Source organism: Vibrio sp. B1ASS3 (assembly GCF_905175355.1).
In the GTDB taxonomy this organism is placed as follows: Bacteria; Pseudomonadota; Gammaproteobacteria; order Enterobacterales; family Vibrionaceae; genus Vibrio; species Vibrio owensii.
On record NZ_HG992743.1, the window covers coordinates 2,162,878 to 2,180,189 of the forward strand.

Sequence of the window (17,312 nt, forward strand, 5' to 3'; positions counted from 1 at the left end):
AAAGGTATACCAAGGATGAAAGACCCTTTACTGAACTCGCTTATTTACGTTAGCCGATACTACGGGCTAGCCAACTCACCGGAAGCGCTGATCAACGGCCTTCCGCTCTCTGATGGCAAGCTTACCCCGTTTCTGCTACCAAGAGCGGCGGAAAGGGCCGGATTGGTTGCCAAGGAAAACCGTGCAGAGTTAGACCAGATCTCGAGTCTGATTCTGCCGGCTATCTTACTTCTAAAAGGTGGCGATTCTTGCGTTCTCAACAGCATCAACGTTAAGAAAAAAGAAGCTGAAATCACCACCCTAGAAAGCGGAATGGTACCTATCTCCATTCCTCTAGAAGACCTACTTGAGCAGTACACTGGTCGCTATTTTTTAGTTAAAAAACAATTCCGTTATGACGAGCGCTCTCCCGAAGTGCTCAAAACCAAAGAAGGTCACTGGTTTTGGTCAACCTTGTGGCAATCGAAACGCATCTACCGCGATGTGCTTATCGCTTCTATCCTCATCAATATCTTCGCTATTGCTGCACCAATGTTCACTCGCTTGGTGTACGACAAAGTAGTCCCTAACCTCGCGTTTGAAACCCTATGGGTGCTGGCAAGCGGTATCTTCGTGGTGTTCTTATTTGATTTCTTGCTCAAATCACTGCGTAACTACTTTATCGATGTCGCGGGTAAGAAATCCGACATCCTGATTTCTTCAAAGCTGTTTAGCAAAGTCATGGGCATCCGAATGGAGTCCAAACCACCTTCAGTGGGTGCGTTTGCTCGCCACTTGCAAGAGTTCGAATCGATTCGTGAGTTTTTCACCTCTGCAACCGTGAGTGCGCTGATCGACTTACCTTTCGCGATTTTGTTCCTAGTCATCATCTGGCTGATGGCGGGCGATCTGGTTTACGTACCAATGATTGGTGTGGTGATTCTGATGATTCACTCGGCGCTGATTCAAGGTCCACTGCGCCGCTCGATTGTAGAAGGTTCTCGCCTTGCTTCACAAAAGTACGCCAACTTGATTGAGAGCTTATCTGGCTTAGAAACGGTGAAAATGCTGAGTGCACAAAGCCAATTCCAATACCGTTGGGAAGAGGCAGTGGCGCACATGGCAAACTGGAACATCAAGAGCCGTCGTATCACCGACAGCATTCAAAATGCAGCGGGCTTTGTTCAGCAAAGTAGTAACGTCGGCATGATCATTCTGGGGGTGTATCTCATCTCTAATGGTGATTTGACGATGGGTGGCTTGATTGCAGCAACCATGTTGAGTGGCCGCGCTATTGGCCCTATGGTTCAGCTTTCATTGTTGTCTACACGCTATAACCAAGCTAACTCTTCAATGACCATCATTAACCAAGTGATGGAAATGCCAGACGAGCAAGAAGAAGGGAAACGCTACATTCACCGCCCTATCGTGCAAGGTAAGATTGAGATTGACCGTGTGACCTTCCATTACCCAGATGCGCCAGTGGCATCGATTCGTGATTTGAGCCTAACGATTAATCCAGGTGAAAAAGTCGCAATCATCGGTCGTATTGGTTCGGGTAAAACCACGCTAGAACGCCTGATAATGGGCCTATACAAGCCGACAGAGGGGCACGTGCGTATTGATGACACGGACATCGAACAACTTCACCATGTGGACGTACGACGCAATATCGGTTGTGTACCGCAAGATTCGAATCTGTTCTTCGGTTCTATTCGCGACAACATTACCCTAGGTCGTCCGCTCACCGATGATCGCGACGTATTAGACGCCGCCAACCGCGCAGGTGTCACCGCCTTTACTCAATCGGATCCTGCGGGTCTAGAGCGCCAAGTGGGCGAAGGTGGCGGCATGTTGTCTGGTGGTCAACGTCAAGCTGTGACGATTGCACGAGCGTTTTTGGGTCGCCCTCCAGTGCTCTTAATGGATGAACCAACCAGTGCAATGGATAACCGTTCAGAGATGCACATCAAGCATCAATTAGCGCAGTTAAAACCGAGTGAAACACTGATTTTGATTACGCATAAGACCTCAATGCTCGACATTGTTGATCGTGTGATTGTGATGGAAAAAGGCAGCGTGATTGCTGATGGTCCGAAATCGCAAGTGCTGAATGACTTGAAGCAAGGTAAAGTTCGCGCCGTGAGCTAAAAACACACAAACAGAAAATCAAAGCCCCGTTGAACCCAGTGTTTCGCGGGGCTAATTATATGGTCCGCCTCACTCTCAAGCCCTACGCTTAGAGTAGGCTCTCAGAACGAGGTGAACCATATGTCTACCATTCACATCTTAGGTATCGATTTAGGCAAGCACTGCTTTCATGCGGTTGGTAACAATCACACTGGCAAAGACGTTATTCGCCGTAAGTTTAGTCGAATCCAACTACTTCGTTTCTTATCTGTACTTGAACCTACCATCATCGCTTTTGAAGCCTGTGGTGGTGCTCACTGGCTTGCGAGAAAGTGTGAAGCCTATGGGCATCGAGTTCGACTTATCCCGCCTCAATATGTAAAACCTTACGTCAAAGGTAACAAGAACGACTTTATTGATGCAGCTGCGATAGCAGAAGCAGCGAGTCGACCAAGCATGAGATTTGTCTCTGCCAAGTCAGAGGAAGCTCAGGTAATCGCAGCTATCCATCGAGTGAGGGATGGTTATATCAAAGAACGAACGGCTTGTATGAGCCGAATTGGAGCAATACTACTTGAGTTTGGGCTGAGTTTTCCTAAAGGCCATGCCAAGATGAAAGCGCTATTTCAGTGGTTGGCCGAGCAAGATATAAAACTACCACCGAGTCTGGTCGCTGAGTTGCTCTCGATTCATGAGCACTATAAATACCTAAATGAGCAAGTATCTACTCAAGATAGAAAACTGAAAGCAATTACTGAAAATAATGAAAATGCCGAGCTTTTGAAGAGTATTCCTGGTATTGGTGATTTAACAGCAACGCTGTGTGTGGCTAATATCAGTTCTCCTTCAAACTTTGGTGGAGGTCGCGAGATGGCTGCATGGCTAGGACTCGTTCCAAGGCAGTATTCAACGGGTGGCAAATCAAAGCTATTAGGCATGAGTAAACGAGGGAACAAACACCTTCGCGCTCTATTTATACATGGAGCGAGGTCCGTGCTATCTAGGATAGAAACAACAGGAAAAGTGTTTGGAGATTGGTTAGTCAATTTACGAGCAACAAAGCCGTTTAATGTAGTGGTAGTCGCACTTGCCAATAAGCTAGCAAGAATAGCTTGGGCGGTGTTGTACCACCGCCAAGCTTTTAAGGCTGTATAGCCATAACCAAGTTTGCAACGCCAATGAACGTGATGACAAAAACGGTCGATCGGCCAGATTAGTAACCTGATACAAAAAATAGCACCTAGTTGCTTTGGGGCTTTTAAGGATAATCTGGCGCGGATATCATCGTGGAGCGGGAAGTTAATGTTCCCAACGTGGACTCCGAATACATTAGCGCAAACCAACTCCGTTATTACTAAATTGTAGTTGCAATAACGGGGCGGACCATACATTTTTTATGTTCGAAACTGACGAGGCAGAGATTAAAGCACTTTCTCTTTGATCACTTTCATTACGCCAGAGTCACGATTGCTTGGTGCTGAGAAGCGTGCGATTTTCTTCACCGCTTCGTGCGCGTTTTCCATCGCGTAAGAGTGCTCGCTCACTTGTAGCATCTCTAGGTCATTCAGGTAATCACCAAAGGTCATGGTTTCTTCCGGACCAAAACCCATGGTTTCTTGAAGGTGTTTGATCGCTGCGCCTTTAGACGCTTCTGCGTTCATCACGTCTAGCCAAATCTTCGCACTCACCACAACTTGATGGCTGTGACCAAACTTCGCACTCATGGTTGGGAAAACCAACTCTTCAGAACCACCAAAGTGACAGATCGCAACCTTGATAAACTCATCGTCAACGGCCAGTAGATCTGGCACGTATTCACAGCGATGGTAGTACTTCTGGAACTCTTCCAACGCTTTAGGATCTTTAGTTTCAATGTAAGCCGAACGCTTGCCACACAGCACTAGGTGCGTACCTTCAATCTCACGAGCCGCTTGGATGATCGCATCAATTTCTGTTTTTGGAATGGTGCAGCTGTATAGCTCTTTATCTTGGTACATCACCAAGGTGCCGTTTTCCGCTACATAAATCATGCGGTCTTGGATCGGTGCAAACGTATCACGCAGGCTGTAGTACTGACGACCAGATGCCGCCGAGAACAGAATGCCCTTCTCTTCAAGCTGTAAAAACAGGTCAAAGAACTCAGGGTCTAGACGACCGTATTGGTCAAGCAAAGTGCCATCCATATCGGTGGCAATAAATTTGATGCTAGCTTGTGACATGACTTTAACTCAAAAGTGAAGCAGCGCAGGTCACTCTGTGAATGAAAACAGGCTGCAAAAAAGAATCACGCTAAGGTACAGGATCTTGGATGAATCTCAAGCTGAAATAATAGTGCATCAATTGAGTTTCAGCTTGAGATATTAATGGGATTAAGCGATAGCTGAGGTGCTCTGCTTTGTCATGGGCTGAGGCATTGGTTTGGTCAGCCCCAGACTGTGAATGGTGCCAATCAGAAAATCGAGTTCGCGATAAATCTCAGCAACGGCTTCAAACTCCCCCGCTGGCTCGTCCAATTTTGGCTCAAACAGTGCTTTCCAATGTGAAATGGCGATATAGAGCTTTCCGTTCACTTGAGAAAGCGACAAGCTAGAGAACTCACTCTCACGACGAAAAGTCAGCACACGCTCGATCAATTCATCCGTCAGCAATTGCTTTGCTGTGTCTAAATCGTCGCTGTACACCTCATACCGTTGGTCAAACTCTGGGTGACCCATTCGTACTCGTTTACCTATCTGAATCTTGAAGAAACGGTCCCACAGCTTTTCACGAAGCGTTGGCCCGTCGTCGCGGTCACTCAAAACAAAGGTGCAAATGTCCTCATTCATCGGAACGTCGATTTCGCAAAACAGCCCCGCAAAAAATACGTGATGCTTACTCGAACTGTCGCTTCCTGAACTGATGAGCTTCGACGCTTCTATCTCAGACATCACCACCTTCGCTTCACCAATGGTGCCTGAAATGAAGTCATCACTCTCGAAACCATCACAACGGTCTAAATACAAGCCGCTGCGCTCGAAGGTCTCTTTGGGTAGCTTACGATTTGGGTCCCAAGTGAGTGAAGGCTCAATGTGCGCTAACAAGCTTTGCATGATGTGCTGCTTGTAGGTGGTGCGAAACTGATTGTGCTTTTGATTGAAGTACGCCCACCCGCCGATCATCAATGCCAAAAGAACAAACACCGTGGCAGAGGTGGTGAGATCAAACACGACGGCGCCAAAGAAGCCCAGTACCGCCAAACCTAGAAACTTCCGTCGACGCAGTGCTTCTAAACGCAAGGCTTCAAGAGGTTCGAGTTTGTGCCTTAAGTCATTTTCAAACAGCGTTTTAAGTTGATCAGTCGTCATCGCTTCCCTTTCATTTTTAGAGTTGAGTCCATTACCAACAATGGCAAGATGAATCGCCGCTACCGCTACAAGCGTCACTCGGAACGCAATCCAAAGAGCTGCATCCCATGTCCGTTACACAAGATGAGTCGTTGTTCTTACGCCTTTTTCGGTTACGGGAAGAATCCCCATTTTGCAGACGTTGATGCGCATGTCGACAGCGTTCGAATTGGTTTTGAACGCTGCTATAGCTAGAGATCACTCCCTTGCGTTGAATCATTTTACTGATGGCAGCAGAACAAGAATCCGTGCCGTAATACACCGCATGAGCACAACGGAATCCTTTGTGTGGGGATAAATAGCGCTGATAAAATCGTATCAATGCCAACACCAGTTTAGACATGCTTTTCCTTTTGCATCTAATAAGTCATTCGAGAACTACGCCTTAGTTATCAATCAAAACAGTACATCACTCAAATTAATCATTTCAAACGCAATCCTAATTTCTGCGCTCTAAGCGATGAAAATCATTGAGATAGGGAGTGATGGCAAGCCGACACAGCTAGCCTAGAAGCGCCTTCGAATAGCAATCACAGCCAAAACAGGTACAATCCGTGCTCGATTTTTATTTCGCGCGGACTCACTCTCATGCACTCGCCTGAACAATGCTTTACTCGATTTACTGCGGATATTTCTGGCTACGACTTGCCAGCGCAGTTTACGTTTCCGTTCTACTACACGCCTCACCCATTGTGCGTATTGGCTGCAGAGCAATTGCAGCAGCACCTAATGACACAAACTGATTTCGAACACGATTTCGGTCTTGAGGATGAGCAAAACGGACGCGGTAAAATGTTCGGTGTTTTGCTAGTACGTAACCCGCAAGGTGAGCTTGGCTACTTCAGTGCTTTCTCTGGCAAGATTGCCGATCAAAACTTGCTTCCAGGTTTTGTTCCACCCGTATTCGACATGCTGACAGAAGAAGGTTTCTTCCGAGGTGAGACAGATGCCATCAATGCTGCGAACGCGGAATACAAAGCCTTTGCTGCCAACCCAGAATTGGCACAACTGAAAGCAGAAATCAAAGCCGACCGCGAAACGTATCAGCAAGAAGAGAATGCCCATCGCCAAGTGATGATTGCCGGTCGTGCAGAACGCAAACAGCAGCGCAAACATGGCGAACAAACACTGACCCCAGAAGAATTGAAAGTGCTACTGGATGATTTGGGGAAACAGAGTGTGGCTGAGAAGAATGTCCTCAAGTACCTCAAACAAGCTTGGGACGAAAAGCTGGCAATCAAAGAAGCGCGCTTAACCGAGTTAGAGCAAAAACTGGCGGAACTTAAAGAGCAACGCAAAGACTTTTCTAATGCGCTACAACACAAGCTGCATAAGCAATACCGCTTCTTGGATAACCTCAGCGCAGAGCGCGATTTGGTAGATATTTTTGCTCCTACCACCAATCCAGTACCACCAGCAGGTGCAGGTGAATGTGCAGCGCCGAAACTGCTTCAGTTCGCATACAAACATGGTTATCAGCCACTTGCCTTGGCGGAGTTTTGGTGGGGCGTATCGCCGAAATCTGAAGTACGTCAGCACAAGAAGTTCTACCCATCTTGCAACAGTAAATGTCAGCCTATTTTGGGGCACATGCTGCAAGGCTTGGATGTGGAACCAAACCCATTAGCAGAGAACTGGGCGGAAGATAAAGAACTGGAAATTCTCTTCCAAGACGAAGCCATGGTGATCGTCAACAAGCCATCGGGTCTGCTTTCCGTTCCGGGCAAAACCATCAAAGATTCGGCATATACGCGTCTACAAACGATGTTCCCAGATGTCGAAGGGCCGTTCGTGATTCACCGCTTAGATATGGCAACGTCGGGGATTCTCGTATTTGCTTTAACCAAACGCGCCAACAAAAGTCTGCAAAAGCAGTTCATCACTCGCGGCGTACAGAAGCGCTACATGGCGCTATTAGAAGGTGTGTTAACCGAACCTGAAGGTAAGATCTCGCTACCGATGCGCGGCGATCCGGATGACCGTCCACGTCAACTGGTGTGCTTTGAACACGGTAAACCTGCAGAAACTTACTGGCAGCTGATTGAAGTAAAAGACGGACGCAGCAAGGTGTACATGTACCCGAAAACAGGACGAACCCACCAGCTGCGTGTACACAGTGCTCACCACATGGGTTTGAACATGGCGATGGTTGGCGACGGCTTATACGGCGAAAAAGCCAACCGTCTGCATTTGCACGCTGAGATGTTGGAGTTGGATCATCCATACAGCAAAGAGCGCATGTCTTTCCAAGCAGAGTGTGAGTTTTAAACGACTTATCAATGCAGAATAGATAGCAAAAAGGCACTGAATTTCAGTGCCTTTTTACGTATAGAGCGGGTAAAAGATAAGGTTAGCTCACCTTAAACTTGGTCCATACTTGTGAGCGCCAGCGTCTTGCCATGATGATGCCGCGTACCCATTCATCCAAAGCAATCGCCATCCACGCACCAATCACGCCGTAGCCCAAGTGAATACCCAAGATGTAAGAGAACACCACACCCAAGCCCCACATGCTCAGAATACCCATCTGTACTGGGAACTTGATGTCACCAGCGCCTTTCAGTGCCGAGATGAAGATCAGGTTAAACACGCGGCCAGCTTCTAACACGATGGAACCCATCACCAATGCACCCGCCAATGCCAAGATTTCTGGCTGATCGGTAAACACGCTCAGAATCTCTTCGTGGAACAGGTAGATTAAGCACGTTGCCGCCGTTGATGCCGCAAAACCGACCAAGAAGTAGATCTGCACGCGTTTCAGAATACTGCTTACCCAACCTTTACCAATGTAGTAACCCGTTTGGATTTGAGCCGCTTGACCAATCGCCAGTGCAAACGCGAACGAGAAACGTGCGATGTTTTGTGCATAAGTAAATGCCGCAAGCGAAGAGGTACCCATTTGCACCACAAAGTAGACAATACAGATCTGCGCCATGTTGTATGACAGCACTTCACCCGCATTCATACCACCGATTTTTAGGATCTTCTTGAACACGTCTTTCGGCACTTGTTTGAGCTTGGACATTGGCAGTTCAATGCTGCTGCGTTTCAAAATCACGCCCAACAATAGCGTACCGATTACTTGGCTCACGACTGTCGCCACTGCAACACCTTCAACGCCATACACAGGCAAACCAAACGGCTGGTACAGCGCAATGTAGTTACCGATGATGTTGAACACACCAGAGATTAGGTTAACCACCATTGGCGAACGTGAATAACCGTGGCTACGCAGAATCGTGGTAAAGACGATACCGATAGTGACGTTGAACGTCATCGCACCGCTGATCAGCAAGTATTCACGCGCATACTGCTCAACTTGAGCCTCTAGCCCGTAATACGGCAAAAAGAACACCGCGCCAATCACGGCCAACACACTCAAGAAAGCACCTACAATCACCGACAAAGCGATACTGGCAACACCGACATCAACGGAGTCTTTTTCACGCCCTGCGCCATTGTATTGCGCAATCAAGATACCCGTGCCGCTGCTGACAAAGGTAGAAACGATGATCAGGAAAAACGTTAATTGTGTGATTACCCCAACCGCAGACACGGCTTTGTCTGAGTAACCACTCAACATGAATACGTCACTGGTTCCTAAAGCCGTCCGTAGCAAAATTTCGACAAGTATCGGCCAAGCCAATGCCACGATGGACATACGTTGGTTGATATTCTGGCTTTTAGGCATGTGTTTTGGACCTTTCCTACAACTAAAACTGCCCCACAGATAACTGTGAGGCAGTTCAAAAAATTAGATTTCTTAGAATTTGGCTATTTTGATAATTGTGCACTTAATCACCAAAATGCAGGCGCGAATTCTAGACGGAGTTTGGTCACAAATACAACAAGATTTCGTCGAGTTTCGGAAAATATTTTCTAATGGGTTTGGCGACTTATCTCAACTTGATTGACGGAACTTAGACACCGTTGATTGGCGGACAATCAGATCGATCGGCGGTAGACGTACTTCATGCCTTTCACCACTCAATAAATTGAGAATGGACTCAGCACAAATGGCTCCAACTTCTTCAATCGGCTGTCTCAGTGTGGTAAGCGCAGGCGTGAAATATTGTGAGGTCGGTAAGTCATCAAAGCCGATCACAGACACATCCTCTGGCACACGAATGCCGTGGTCATGCAGAGCCTTGATCGCCCCATAAGCCGTTTGATCATTGGCAGCAAACAACGCAGAGAAATGCACTTTAGATTCGAGCAACTCCACCGTTTTTTGATAGCCAGACTCACTACTGAAATCACCTTGCTTGACTAATTTTGGCATCACCTTTATGCCGGCCTCTTGTAGAGCATTCTTGTAACCAACAAAGCGAGCCACCGCATCTGGTTGATTCAAAAGCCCTTTGATATGAGCGATGTTCACGTGGCCTTGTTGCATCAAATGCAGTGTCGCCATGTATCCGCCCAATACATTATCTATATTTATGGATTTAACCTTATCCCCAATGACATTGTATCCAACCGCGACAACAGGAATTCGCTCGGCATATTCCAAAATCTGCTCTTCCGTCAAACTGCCCGTCACGATGATCACCCCATCCACGTTACTTTTCGCTAAATACTCCAAAGCGTGTGATTCGAGTGTGCGCTGCCAGTGTCCGGTAGCAATCACCAATGAGTAGCCCTGCGCATTAAGCACCTTCTCCATATCGTTCAGGATTCGACTGGTATGTGGACTCTCAGGATGTTGAATAAGCACGCCAATGGTCATCGAGCGCGTGTTGCTACCCTGATCCATTTGATAATTTGGCTTATAACCCAGTGACTTGATCGCTTTTTCTATATTTTGGCTTTTATCATCAGAGACAAAGGTCGTGCGATTGAGGAAGCGTGATACGGTGCTCGGTGACACACCCGCCAACTTGGCAACATCATAGATGGATGCCGCTCTTTTTTTCTTTTTCATTGTAGGAATTTTCCCAGCAAGCTAATAACAAAAATATAAGTTGCAGCGGGGGACGCGACAACATTTTGATATGGGAAATGAGAGCTAGATAAGTCGCCAGTACGCAAGCGCGCACTGGCTTTCATATCGGGGATTTAGAATGTCGCGAGCGAGTTTTCACTCAGTGCATCAAATAGGTGAATCGCATCCAAATCCAAGTACAGAGTCAGCGTATCCACATCCACTTCTGCCGCTTGTGTTTCAACCATAAGCGGCTGACCTGCGATTTCTGTTTTCAGTAGGATACTCGCGCCCAATAGCTCCTTGTCTTTGATTTTGACTGGAAACGGCAACACGCGGTCATGGTCGACTTGTTCGGCACGCAAATGAATGTCGGTAGGACGAACACCAAAGTGCAGCGCTAAATTCTTCGAAGCGTGTGCTTTGAAGCGCTCTGGCAGAGGAATACGAACATCACCCAGTTCGACTTCCCAATTGCCCTCTTCACCAATCAGCTTGGCGTCCAACATGTTCATCGATGGGTTACCAATGAACTGCGCCACGAACTTGTTTGCCGGACGTTGAAACACTTCTGTCGGTGTGCCGACTTGAGCCACGTAACCATCTTTAAGAATCACGATTCGATCCGCCAATGTCATCGCTTCAATCTGATCGTGAGTTACATAAATTGTGGTGGTTTTCAGCTCGCGATGCAGTTGCTTGATCTCTTCACGCATCACGCCACGTAGCTTGGCATCTAGGTTCGATAGTGGCTCATCAAACAAGAACACCTTCGGCGTGCGAACCATAGCTCGTCCCATGGCAACACGTTGACGTTGGCCACCAGACAGCTCTTTTGGTTTGCGATCCAACAGTGCGTCCAACTCAAGCATCTTCGCCGCTTTACGCACTTCTACGTCGATTTGGTCTTTTGGCATGCCTTTTAGCTTAAGAGCAAAAGCGATGTTCTCGTAAACCGTCATATGTGGGTAAAGCGCGTAGCTTTGGAACACCATGGCAAGGTCGCGGTCTTTGGCATCGATTTTGTTCATCAGCTTATCGCCAACGTAAATCTCACCGCCAGTGATGCTTTCCAAGCCCGCCAGCATTCGTAGCGTAGTCGACTTACCGCAGCCCGATGGACCAAGGAAAACCACAAACTCACCATCTTGCACTGTGAAGTCGAAGTGTTTCACGACCTCGACATCATCGTAGGATTTCTTGATGTTTTTGAATTCGACTTTTGCCATTACTGGTTCTCCTCTGCTCGGTCTAGCAGCATATTACGGTAAGCAATTGCGCTCGCTTTTAAGGTGCGCTTTTGCGTTTGGTAATCCACGTGAACAATGCCAAAGCGCTGCTTATAACCGTAAGCCCACTCGAAGTTATCCATTAGGCTCCAAGCGAAGTAACCATCCACATTCACACCTGCTTTAATCGCAGCATCCAACGCTACTAGGTGCTGCTGGAAGTAACGCACGCGCTGCTCATCATTCACTTCACCATCAATGCAATGGTCATCACCTGCTGCGCCGTTTTCAGTGATGTAAAGTGGTGGCAAGTTCGGGTAACGGTCGTTCAAACGCAGAAGCAAATCTGTCAGTGCTTGAGGGTGAATCTCCCAACCAATGAATGTGTACTCTTGTTCTGGTTGAGGTACCGTTTCAATATCGCCATGTTCGTTGTAGCGCACGACACAACGGGTGTAGAAGTTAATGCCGATAAAGTCCAAATCGGTCTGGATGATGTCGAGATCGCCTTCCAGAATCATTGGCATGTTGTGCGATTGGCGCTCTAAGACAAGCTGCGGATATTCCCCTTTCAATACCGGATCCATAAACCAGTGGTAACCTTCTGCATCGCTGTACTCTGCCGCACCGATGTCTGCTTCGCTGTATGGGTAAGCGGGTGTCGCGTTGAACACACAACCGTGCATCGCATTTGGTGCGTTCTTGCGCATGTGTGGAATCGCCAGACCATGTGCCAGCATCAAGTGGTGCGCAGACAAGAAACCTTCACGCTCGCCCTTAAGGCCAGGGGCATGCTCACCCCAACGGTAGCCAAGATAAGCAGAGCAGAACGGTTCGTTCAATGTCGCGTATGAATCAATCTTATCACCGAAGTAAGCACTAACTACCTTAGCGTATTCCTCAAACTTGTAAGCCGTTTCTCGGTTTAGCCAACCGCCTTTGTCTTCTAGGTATTGCGGTAGATCCCAGTGGTAAAGCGTAACGAAAACCTTCAAACCGCGAGCGTGACACTCATCGATGATTTGCTCGTAAAACTTCAAACCTTCTTCATTCACTTTGCCATCTTCAGGAATGATGCGCGGCCACGCCATCGATAGACGGTAAGCGCCCACACCTAAGCCTTGAATCATCTCGATGTCTTGCTTCCACAAATGGAAGTGATCACATGCCACGTCACCATTGTCTGCGTTATCAACTGCGCCTGGCTTATTGCAAAACGTGTCCCAAATCGAAGGCGTACGACCACCTAGCTGAGCACCGCCCTCAATCTGATAAGAAGAGGTTGCGACACCAAATAAGAACTCTGGGCTACGTAATTTTGAATCTTGTGGTAGTTGGAATTTATTCATTGTTATAAAACCTTTTGTTTCGCTTAGCCCTTGACGGCACCAGAGGTCAAGCCGCTGATCATCTGTTTTGAGGCAAATAAGTAAGTAATCACTAACGGTAAAATGGAGATGGTGGTTCCGAGCATCACCGCTCCCCACGGCGTATTCGGAATGCCCTGCACGCTTCGCAGTGCCTGCGTAATCACGTAGTTTTCTGGCGTTGTCAGTACCACAAGTGGCTGCATAAACATGTTCCAGAAGAAAACAAACTGCACGATAGCTAGGGTTGCGAGCGCCGGTTTCATCAGTGGCAATACCACGCTCCAGTAAGTTCTAAATTCACCCGCACCATCGAGCTTCGCCGCTTCTAACAGCTCTTTCGGAATCGATGCCACTACGTGCTGACGCATCAAGAAGATGCCAAATGGTGTGGTCGTGAACGGTAACCAAACGGCAAGGTGGTTATCGAGCAAGCCGAGGAATTTCACGATCATGAAGTACGGGATCAAGCTCAGTACAGGTGGAATCATCATCGAGCCAACCAGCATGCCAAACAGCAAGTTTTTGCCCTTGAACTTGTACACCGCAAACGCGTAACCGCCCATGCTGCAAAACAGCAGTGAAATCGTGGTGCCTAGGAAAGCAATGTAGATGGAGTTAAACATCGCCTGCCAAAACGGCATGATTTCCAGTAGCTTTGCGTAGTTCACCGCGAGGCTGTCACCAATCGCAAAGCTGATGCCTGTGCCGAAGATTTCAGTACGGTCACGCGTCGATAGCAACGCCGACCAAATGAACGGGAATACGGTCATGATGGCAGACACCACCAACACAGTGCCGAGCATCACCATCAGTATCTTGGTAAAGATCTCGATGCTGCGATCGCTTGGACGCCAACGCTGCGCCGCAGGTAAGGTAGTAGTGTTCATCTTATTGCTCCCCTAGACCTTTCTTACCGAAGAAGAAGAATTGAATTGCTGTACAGCCTGCAATCAAGGTAAACAGCAGCCATGAAATCGCTGACGCTGTGCCCATCTCTAACCATTCCCAACCCACTTTGTAGAGGTACATAGAGATGGTTAAACCAGACTGACCTGTACCACCCGTACCGCGTGTTAGGACGAAAGGTTCTTCGAACAGCTGCAAGTTACCGATGATGGTCATGGTGACCGCAAAGAAGATGAATGGACGAATCATTGGCAACGAAATGCTCCAGAAACGACGCCATGCGTTTGCACCGTCCATGCGTGCCGCTTCTAAGATGTCTTTAGGAATCGTCATCAAGCCCGTGGTGTAAAGCACGATGTTGAAACCGGTGTATTTCCAAAACACCATGATGGCGATAGAAGGCTTCACCATGGTGGCATCATCTAACCAACGGATTGGTTGGAAATCGTTAACCCAAGAGAATGCCCAACCCAAAAGCGTGCTGTCCGCCAGCGCCATCAAGCTTTGGTTGATGATCCCTGAGTTTGGTGAGTACATGTTGAAGAAGATAAGCGACGCTGCCACCGTAGATGTGATGAACGGTAGGAAGTAAGCCGACGTTAACCAGTGGCGGAAACGATCACCCAAAGACACCAAAATGTACGCCACAGGCAGAGCAACCAAGTGCTGCGCCACGCCCGATGTAATCGCTAGCCAAAGCGTGTTCTTCAGTGAGCGCCACAGCCACGGGTCAGTCAGAGCGATGTGGTAGTTCTCTAGCCCGACGTAATCCATCGCACCCAAGCCTTCGACTGGGTTCCACTCATGGAAAGAAAGAAAAATAGAAAACAGTAACGGGAAGATCCCGAAAACAGAAAAAATAATCAAAAACGGCAGTAGGAATCCATACGGTGTAAGCGCTTTCAAACTTAGACGAGAAAAAATGCTCTCACGCTCTGATGTTTCCATAACCTTGCTCGCTGCATGATTCATAGTAACGACCTCTAATCAGGAGGGCACGTCGCCCTCCTTGCTTACCAAATGGCGAATTGCTTACAAATTACGGGTGCGGCGCTTAATCATGCGTTCCGCTTCTTTCAATGCCGTTTCAATGTCTTTGCCTTCATCCAGCACTTCCATCAGTGCGTTTTCTAGGATGATGGAGCGAGCAACGTGGTCGCCTTTTGCTGGTGCCACTGGCTTGATATTTTGTGCCACTTCAGCAAACAGTAGGCGCGCTTGCTGACCACCTAGGAATTCGATTTTCTCTTCGAACATTGGGTCGTCGTAAGTCGTCGTGTTTGCAGGGAATGCAGCAATAGTTTCGAAATGCTTAAGTTGAATATCACGCTTCGTTGTCATGTATTCGATCAGCTTCCAAGCCTCGTCTTGATGCTTAGATTGGGTTGGAATCGATAGGAATGAACCACCCCAGCTACCGTAAATGCCATCAGGAAGGTTAGATACGCCCCAGCTGCCTGCAGTTTCAGGCGCAATCCAGTTGTTTAGGTGGCCAAGTAGCCAAGCACCAGAAAGCTGAGTGGCGAATGTGCCGTTACGGAAGCCTTCGTACCATTCGTTTGACCACGCAAGGATGCGGCCATCCAAACCTTTGTCACGGATCTCTTTCGCCACTTCAAACGCGTGAACAAAGCGCTCAGAGGTCACAACTGGGTTGCCGTCTTTGTCGAAGTATAAGCCTTCACCTTCAGGTACTGTGGTGAAGATGATCGCTTGTGCCACATCCGCTGCCGACGCGATCAATTGAACGTTTTGTTGTTTCAATTTTTCACCCGCCGCGATGTAAGAATCCCAATCTTTGATCGCTTCGTTGATATCAATGCCCGCTTTTTCAAAAATGTCTGTGCGGTAGTACATGACACCCGGACCTAGGTCGACTGGCATACCATACACATCACCGTCAGCACCTTTACCTTGTGCCCATGCATAAGGCGCAAAGCTTTCTGCGTATTTGTCTGCGCCGTATTTTTCAGACAGATTGACTAAGCCGCCCGAAGCAACGAATGGACCAATTTTTTCTACATCAACAACAATCACATCCCCTGCGCCAGAGCCCGTCGCCAAGTTAGTGGTCAGCTTCGTGTGGTGGTCACCGTGGTTATTCATCAGGTAATCCACTTTAATGCCGGTTTCTTTCTCGAAATCCGGTAGCAGAACTTTCAAGCTGCTATCGAAATCAGGGAAACCATCGAAGCGAATTTTGGTTTCGTCAGCCGCGTTTACCGTTGCAGCAACACCCAAGGCAGCGGTCATCGCAAGCGTCAAAGTTTTCAGTTTCATGTTGTTGTCCTTAATTATCGTTTTATAGGGTATGCAGTTCCTTGACTGAACTTCGAGGCACCAAGTTCGGCGACAGTTTGAAGTTCACATCTCGTTTGTTTTTATTGAGAATTTGAATCACGAGCTGGACAGCCTCAGCACTCATTTGCTCAATAGGGAAGTTAACTGTGGTTAGGGCTGGCGTGAGGTAACGCGCAAACAATATGTCATCGAACCCCACAAGGGAGACTTGCTCTGGAACGTCAACACCATGAGCTTTCAGCACTTCATAAGCACCGAAAGCCATGTGATCGTTACAGGCAAATACGGCAGTAAAATGACAATCGCGCTTCAACAGCTTGCGCATTGCGCTTTCCCCAGACTCTTCGGTAAAACCGGCCTCGGACACCAACGCTTCGTCATACTCGATTCCCGCTTCTTCAAGAGCCTTGCGGTAACCTTGTAGACGCCCCCGTGCGTCAGATTTGTCCAGAGGACCGGTGATACACGCTATGTTGCGATGCCCCATTCGCAACAAGTATTCGGTTGCCAACTGGCCACCAAATTCGTTATCAATCTCAATACAGCTTTGCGCCATTTCAGGGATGAAGCGGTTAACTAACACCACTGGAATGCCCTTCTCTTTTAGATCGATGAGATAATCATCAGTCAGGTTTTGTGCGTGCAAAATCATGGCATCGACACGACGTCCAAGCAGGAACTCCACAGATTCACGCTGGCTTTGCTCCGAGTTAGAACCTGCCGTCACCACAACGTGATAACCAAAACGACGCAGACGTTCTTCCATGCTGTGCAAAATGCCAGAGTAAAAAGGACCACCAAGCTCCGGCACGATGATGCCAATGCTGCCGGTGCGGCTAGACGCTAATGCCTGAGCGATCGAGTTCGGACGATAGCCAAGTTCTTGAATCGCTCTCTCGACTTTCAGCTTCTTATCGTGACTCACTCGGCTGGTGCCGTTGATCACGCGAGAAACCGTTGCCTGAGAAACCCCTGCGTATTCAGATACATCTTTAATCGTCGCCACAAGAAACCTCTTCTACCTGAGCCTCAAGATTCAATTCTGCTTCGAGATAACCTGCTCGAAACCGCTTTCATGGCAGCTAGTATT

14 protein-coding genes are annotated in these 17,312 nt (G+C 48.0%); 3 read left to right on the top strand and 11 right to left on the bottom strand.

Annotation, left to right across the window (positions count from 1 at the left end):
* Nucleotides 1–15 precede the first annotated feature (15 nt).
* Together KJB05_RS27860 and KJB05_RS27865 are read left to right on the top strand one after the other, a co-directional pair.
* The gene (locus tag KJB05_RS27860) at nt 16–2,130 is read left to right on the top strand and encodes a type I secretion system permease/ATPase (RefSeq protein ID WP_208444763.1); all 2,115 of its coding nucleotides are present in this window, start codon (nt 16–18) and stop codon (nt 2,128–2,130) included.
* Nucleotides 2,131–2,250: 120 nt separating this feature from the next.
* On the top strand, nt 2,251–3,264 hold the full coding sequence (locus KJB05_RS27865) for an IS110 family transposase (protein WP_213053086.1): 1,014 nt from the start codon (nt 2,251–2,253) through the stop codon (nt 3,262–3,264).
* Between the two features lie 266 nt (nt 3,265–3,530).
* On the opposite strand, the gene KJB05_RS27870 is transcribed toward KJB05_RS27865, so the two are convergent.
* The 3 genes from KJB05_RS27870 to yidD all read right to left on the bottom strand — a co-directional run bounded on the left by KJB05_RS27870 (nt 3,531) and on the right by yidD (nt 5,835).
* Nucleotides 3,531–4,328 (bottom strand): Cof-type HAD-IIB family hydrolase, encoded by a 798-nt coding sequence (locus KJB05_RS27870; protein WP_005434797.1) that lies wholly within the window; start codon nt 4,326–4,328, stop codon nt 3,531–3,533.
* Between the two features lie 150 nt (nt 4,329–4,478).
* The gene (locus KJB05_RS27875; protein WP_208444572.1) at nt 4,479–5,453 is read right to left on the bottom strand and encodes a DUF3137 domain-containing protein; all 975 of its coding nucleotides are present in this window, start codon (nt 5,451–5,453) and stop codon (nt 4,479–4,481) included.
* A 31-nt stretch (nt 5,454–5,484) separates the two neighbouring features.
* A complete protein-coding gene (yidD, locus tag KJB05_RS27880) occupies nt 5,485–5,835 on the bottom strand; it encodes a membrane protein insertion efficiency factor YidD (protein ID WP_208444571.1) in 351 nt (116 codons plus the stop codon).
* 245 nt (nt 5,836–6,080) lie between these two features.
* Here yidD and KJB05_RS27885 point away from each other — a divergent pair, with 245 nt between their 5' ends.
* On the top strand, nt 6,081–7,760 hold the full coding sequence (locus KJB05_RS27885; RefSeq protein WP_208444570.1) for a pseudouridine synthase: 1,680 nt from the start codon (nt 6,081–6,083) through the stop codon (nt 7,758–7,760).
* A gap of 82 nt (nt 7,761–7,842) precedes the next feature.
* Here the strand turns inward: KJB05_RS27885 and KJB05_RS27890 are convergent, their stop codons facing one another.
* The 8 genes from KJB05_RS27890 to KJB05_RS27925 all read right to left on the bottom strand — a co-directional run bounded on the left by KJB05_RS27890 (nt 7,843) and on the right by KJB05_RS27925 (nt 17,228).
* On the bottom strand, nt 7,843–9,183 hold the full coding sequence (locus KJB05_RS27890; RefSeq protein WP_005434790.1) for an MATE family efflux transporter: 1,341 nt from the start codon (nt 9,181–9,183) through the stop codon (nt 7,843–7,845).
* Between the two features lie 210 nt (nt 9,184–9,393).
* A complete protein-coding gene (locus tag KJB05_RS27895) occupies nt 9,394–10,416 on the bottom strand; it encodes a substrate-binding domain-containing protein (RefSeq protein ID WP_208444569.1) in 1,023 nt (340 codons plus the stop codon).
* Nucleotides 10,417–10,550: 134 nt separating this feature from the next.
* Nucleotides 10,551–11,645, bottom strand: a complete 1,095-nt coding sequence (gene ugpC / locus KJB05_RS27900) for a sn-glycerol-3-phosphate ABC transporter ATP-binding protein UgpC (RefSeq protein WP_005434785.1) — start codon at nt 11,643–11,645, stop codon at nt 10,551–10,553.
* Entirely contained in the window at nt 11,645–12,994 is a 1,350-nt protein-coding gene (locus KJB05_RS27905) for a GH1 family beta-glucosidase (RefSeq protein WP_208444568.1), read from the bottom strand. Before KJB05_RS27905 ends, ugpC begins: the two co-directional genes overlap by 1 nt.
* 23 nt (nt 12,995–13,017) lie before the next feature.
* Nucleotides 13,018–13,902 (bottom strand): carbohydrate ABC transporter permease, encoded by an 885-nt coding sequence (locus KJB05_RS27910; protein ID WP_005434781.1) that lies wholly within the window; start codon nt 13,900–13,902, stop codon nt 13,018–13,020.
* Between the two features lies 1 nt (nt 13,903).
* Entirely contained in the window at nt 13,904–14,893 is a 990-nt protein-coding gene (locus tag KJB05_RS27915; protein WP_208444567.1) for a sugar ABC transporter permease, read from the bottom strand.
* Nucleotides 14,894–14,953: 60 nt separating this feature from the next.
* The gene (locus KJB05_RS27920; protein ID WP_005434765.1) at nt 14,954–16,201 is read right to left on the bottom strand and encodes an extracellular solute-binding protein; all 1,248 of its coding nucleotides are present in this window, start codon (nt 16,199–16,201) and stop codon (nt 14,954–14,956) included.
* A 22-nt stretch (nt 16,202–16,223) separates the two neighbouring features.
* On the bottom strand, nt 16,224–17,228 hold the full coding sequence (locus tag KJB05_RS27925) for a LacI family DNA-binding transcriptional regulator (protein ID WP_208444566.1): 1,005 nt from the start codon (nt 17,226–17,228) through the stop codon (nt 16,224–16,226).
* Nucleotides 17,229–17,312 lie beyond the last annotated feature (84 nt).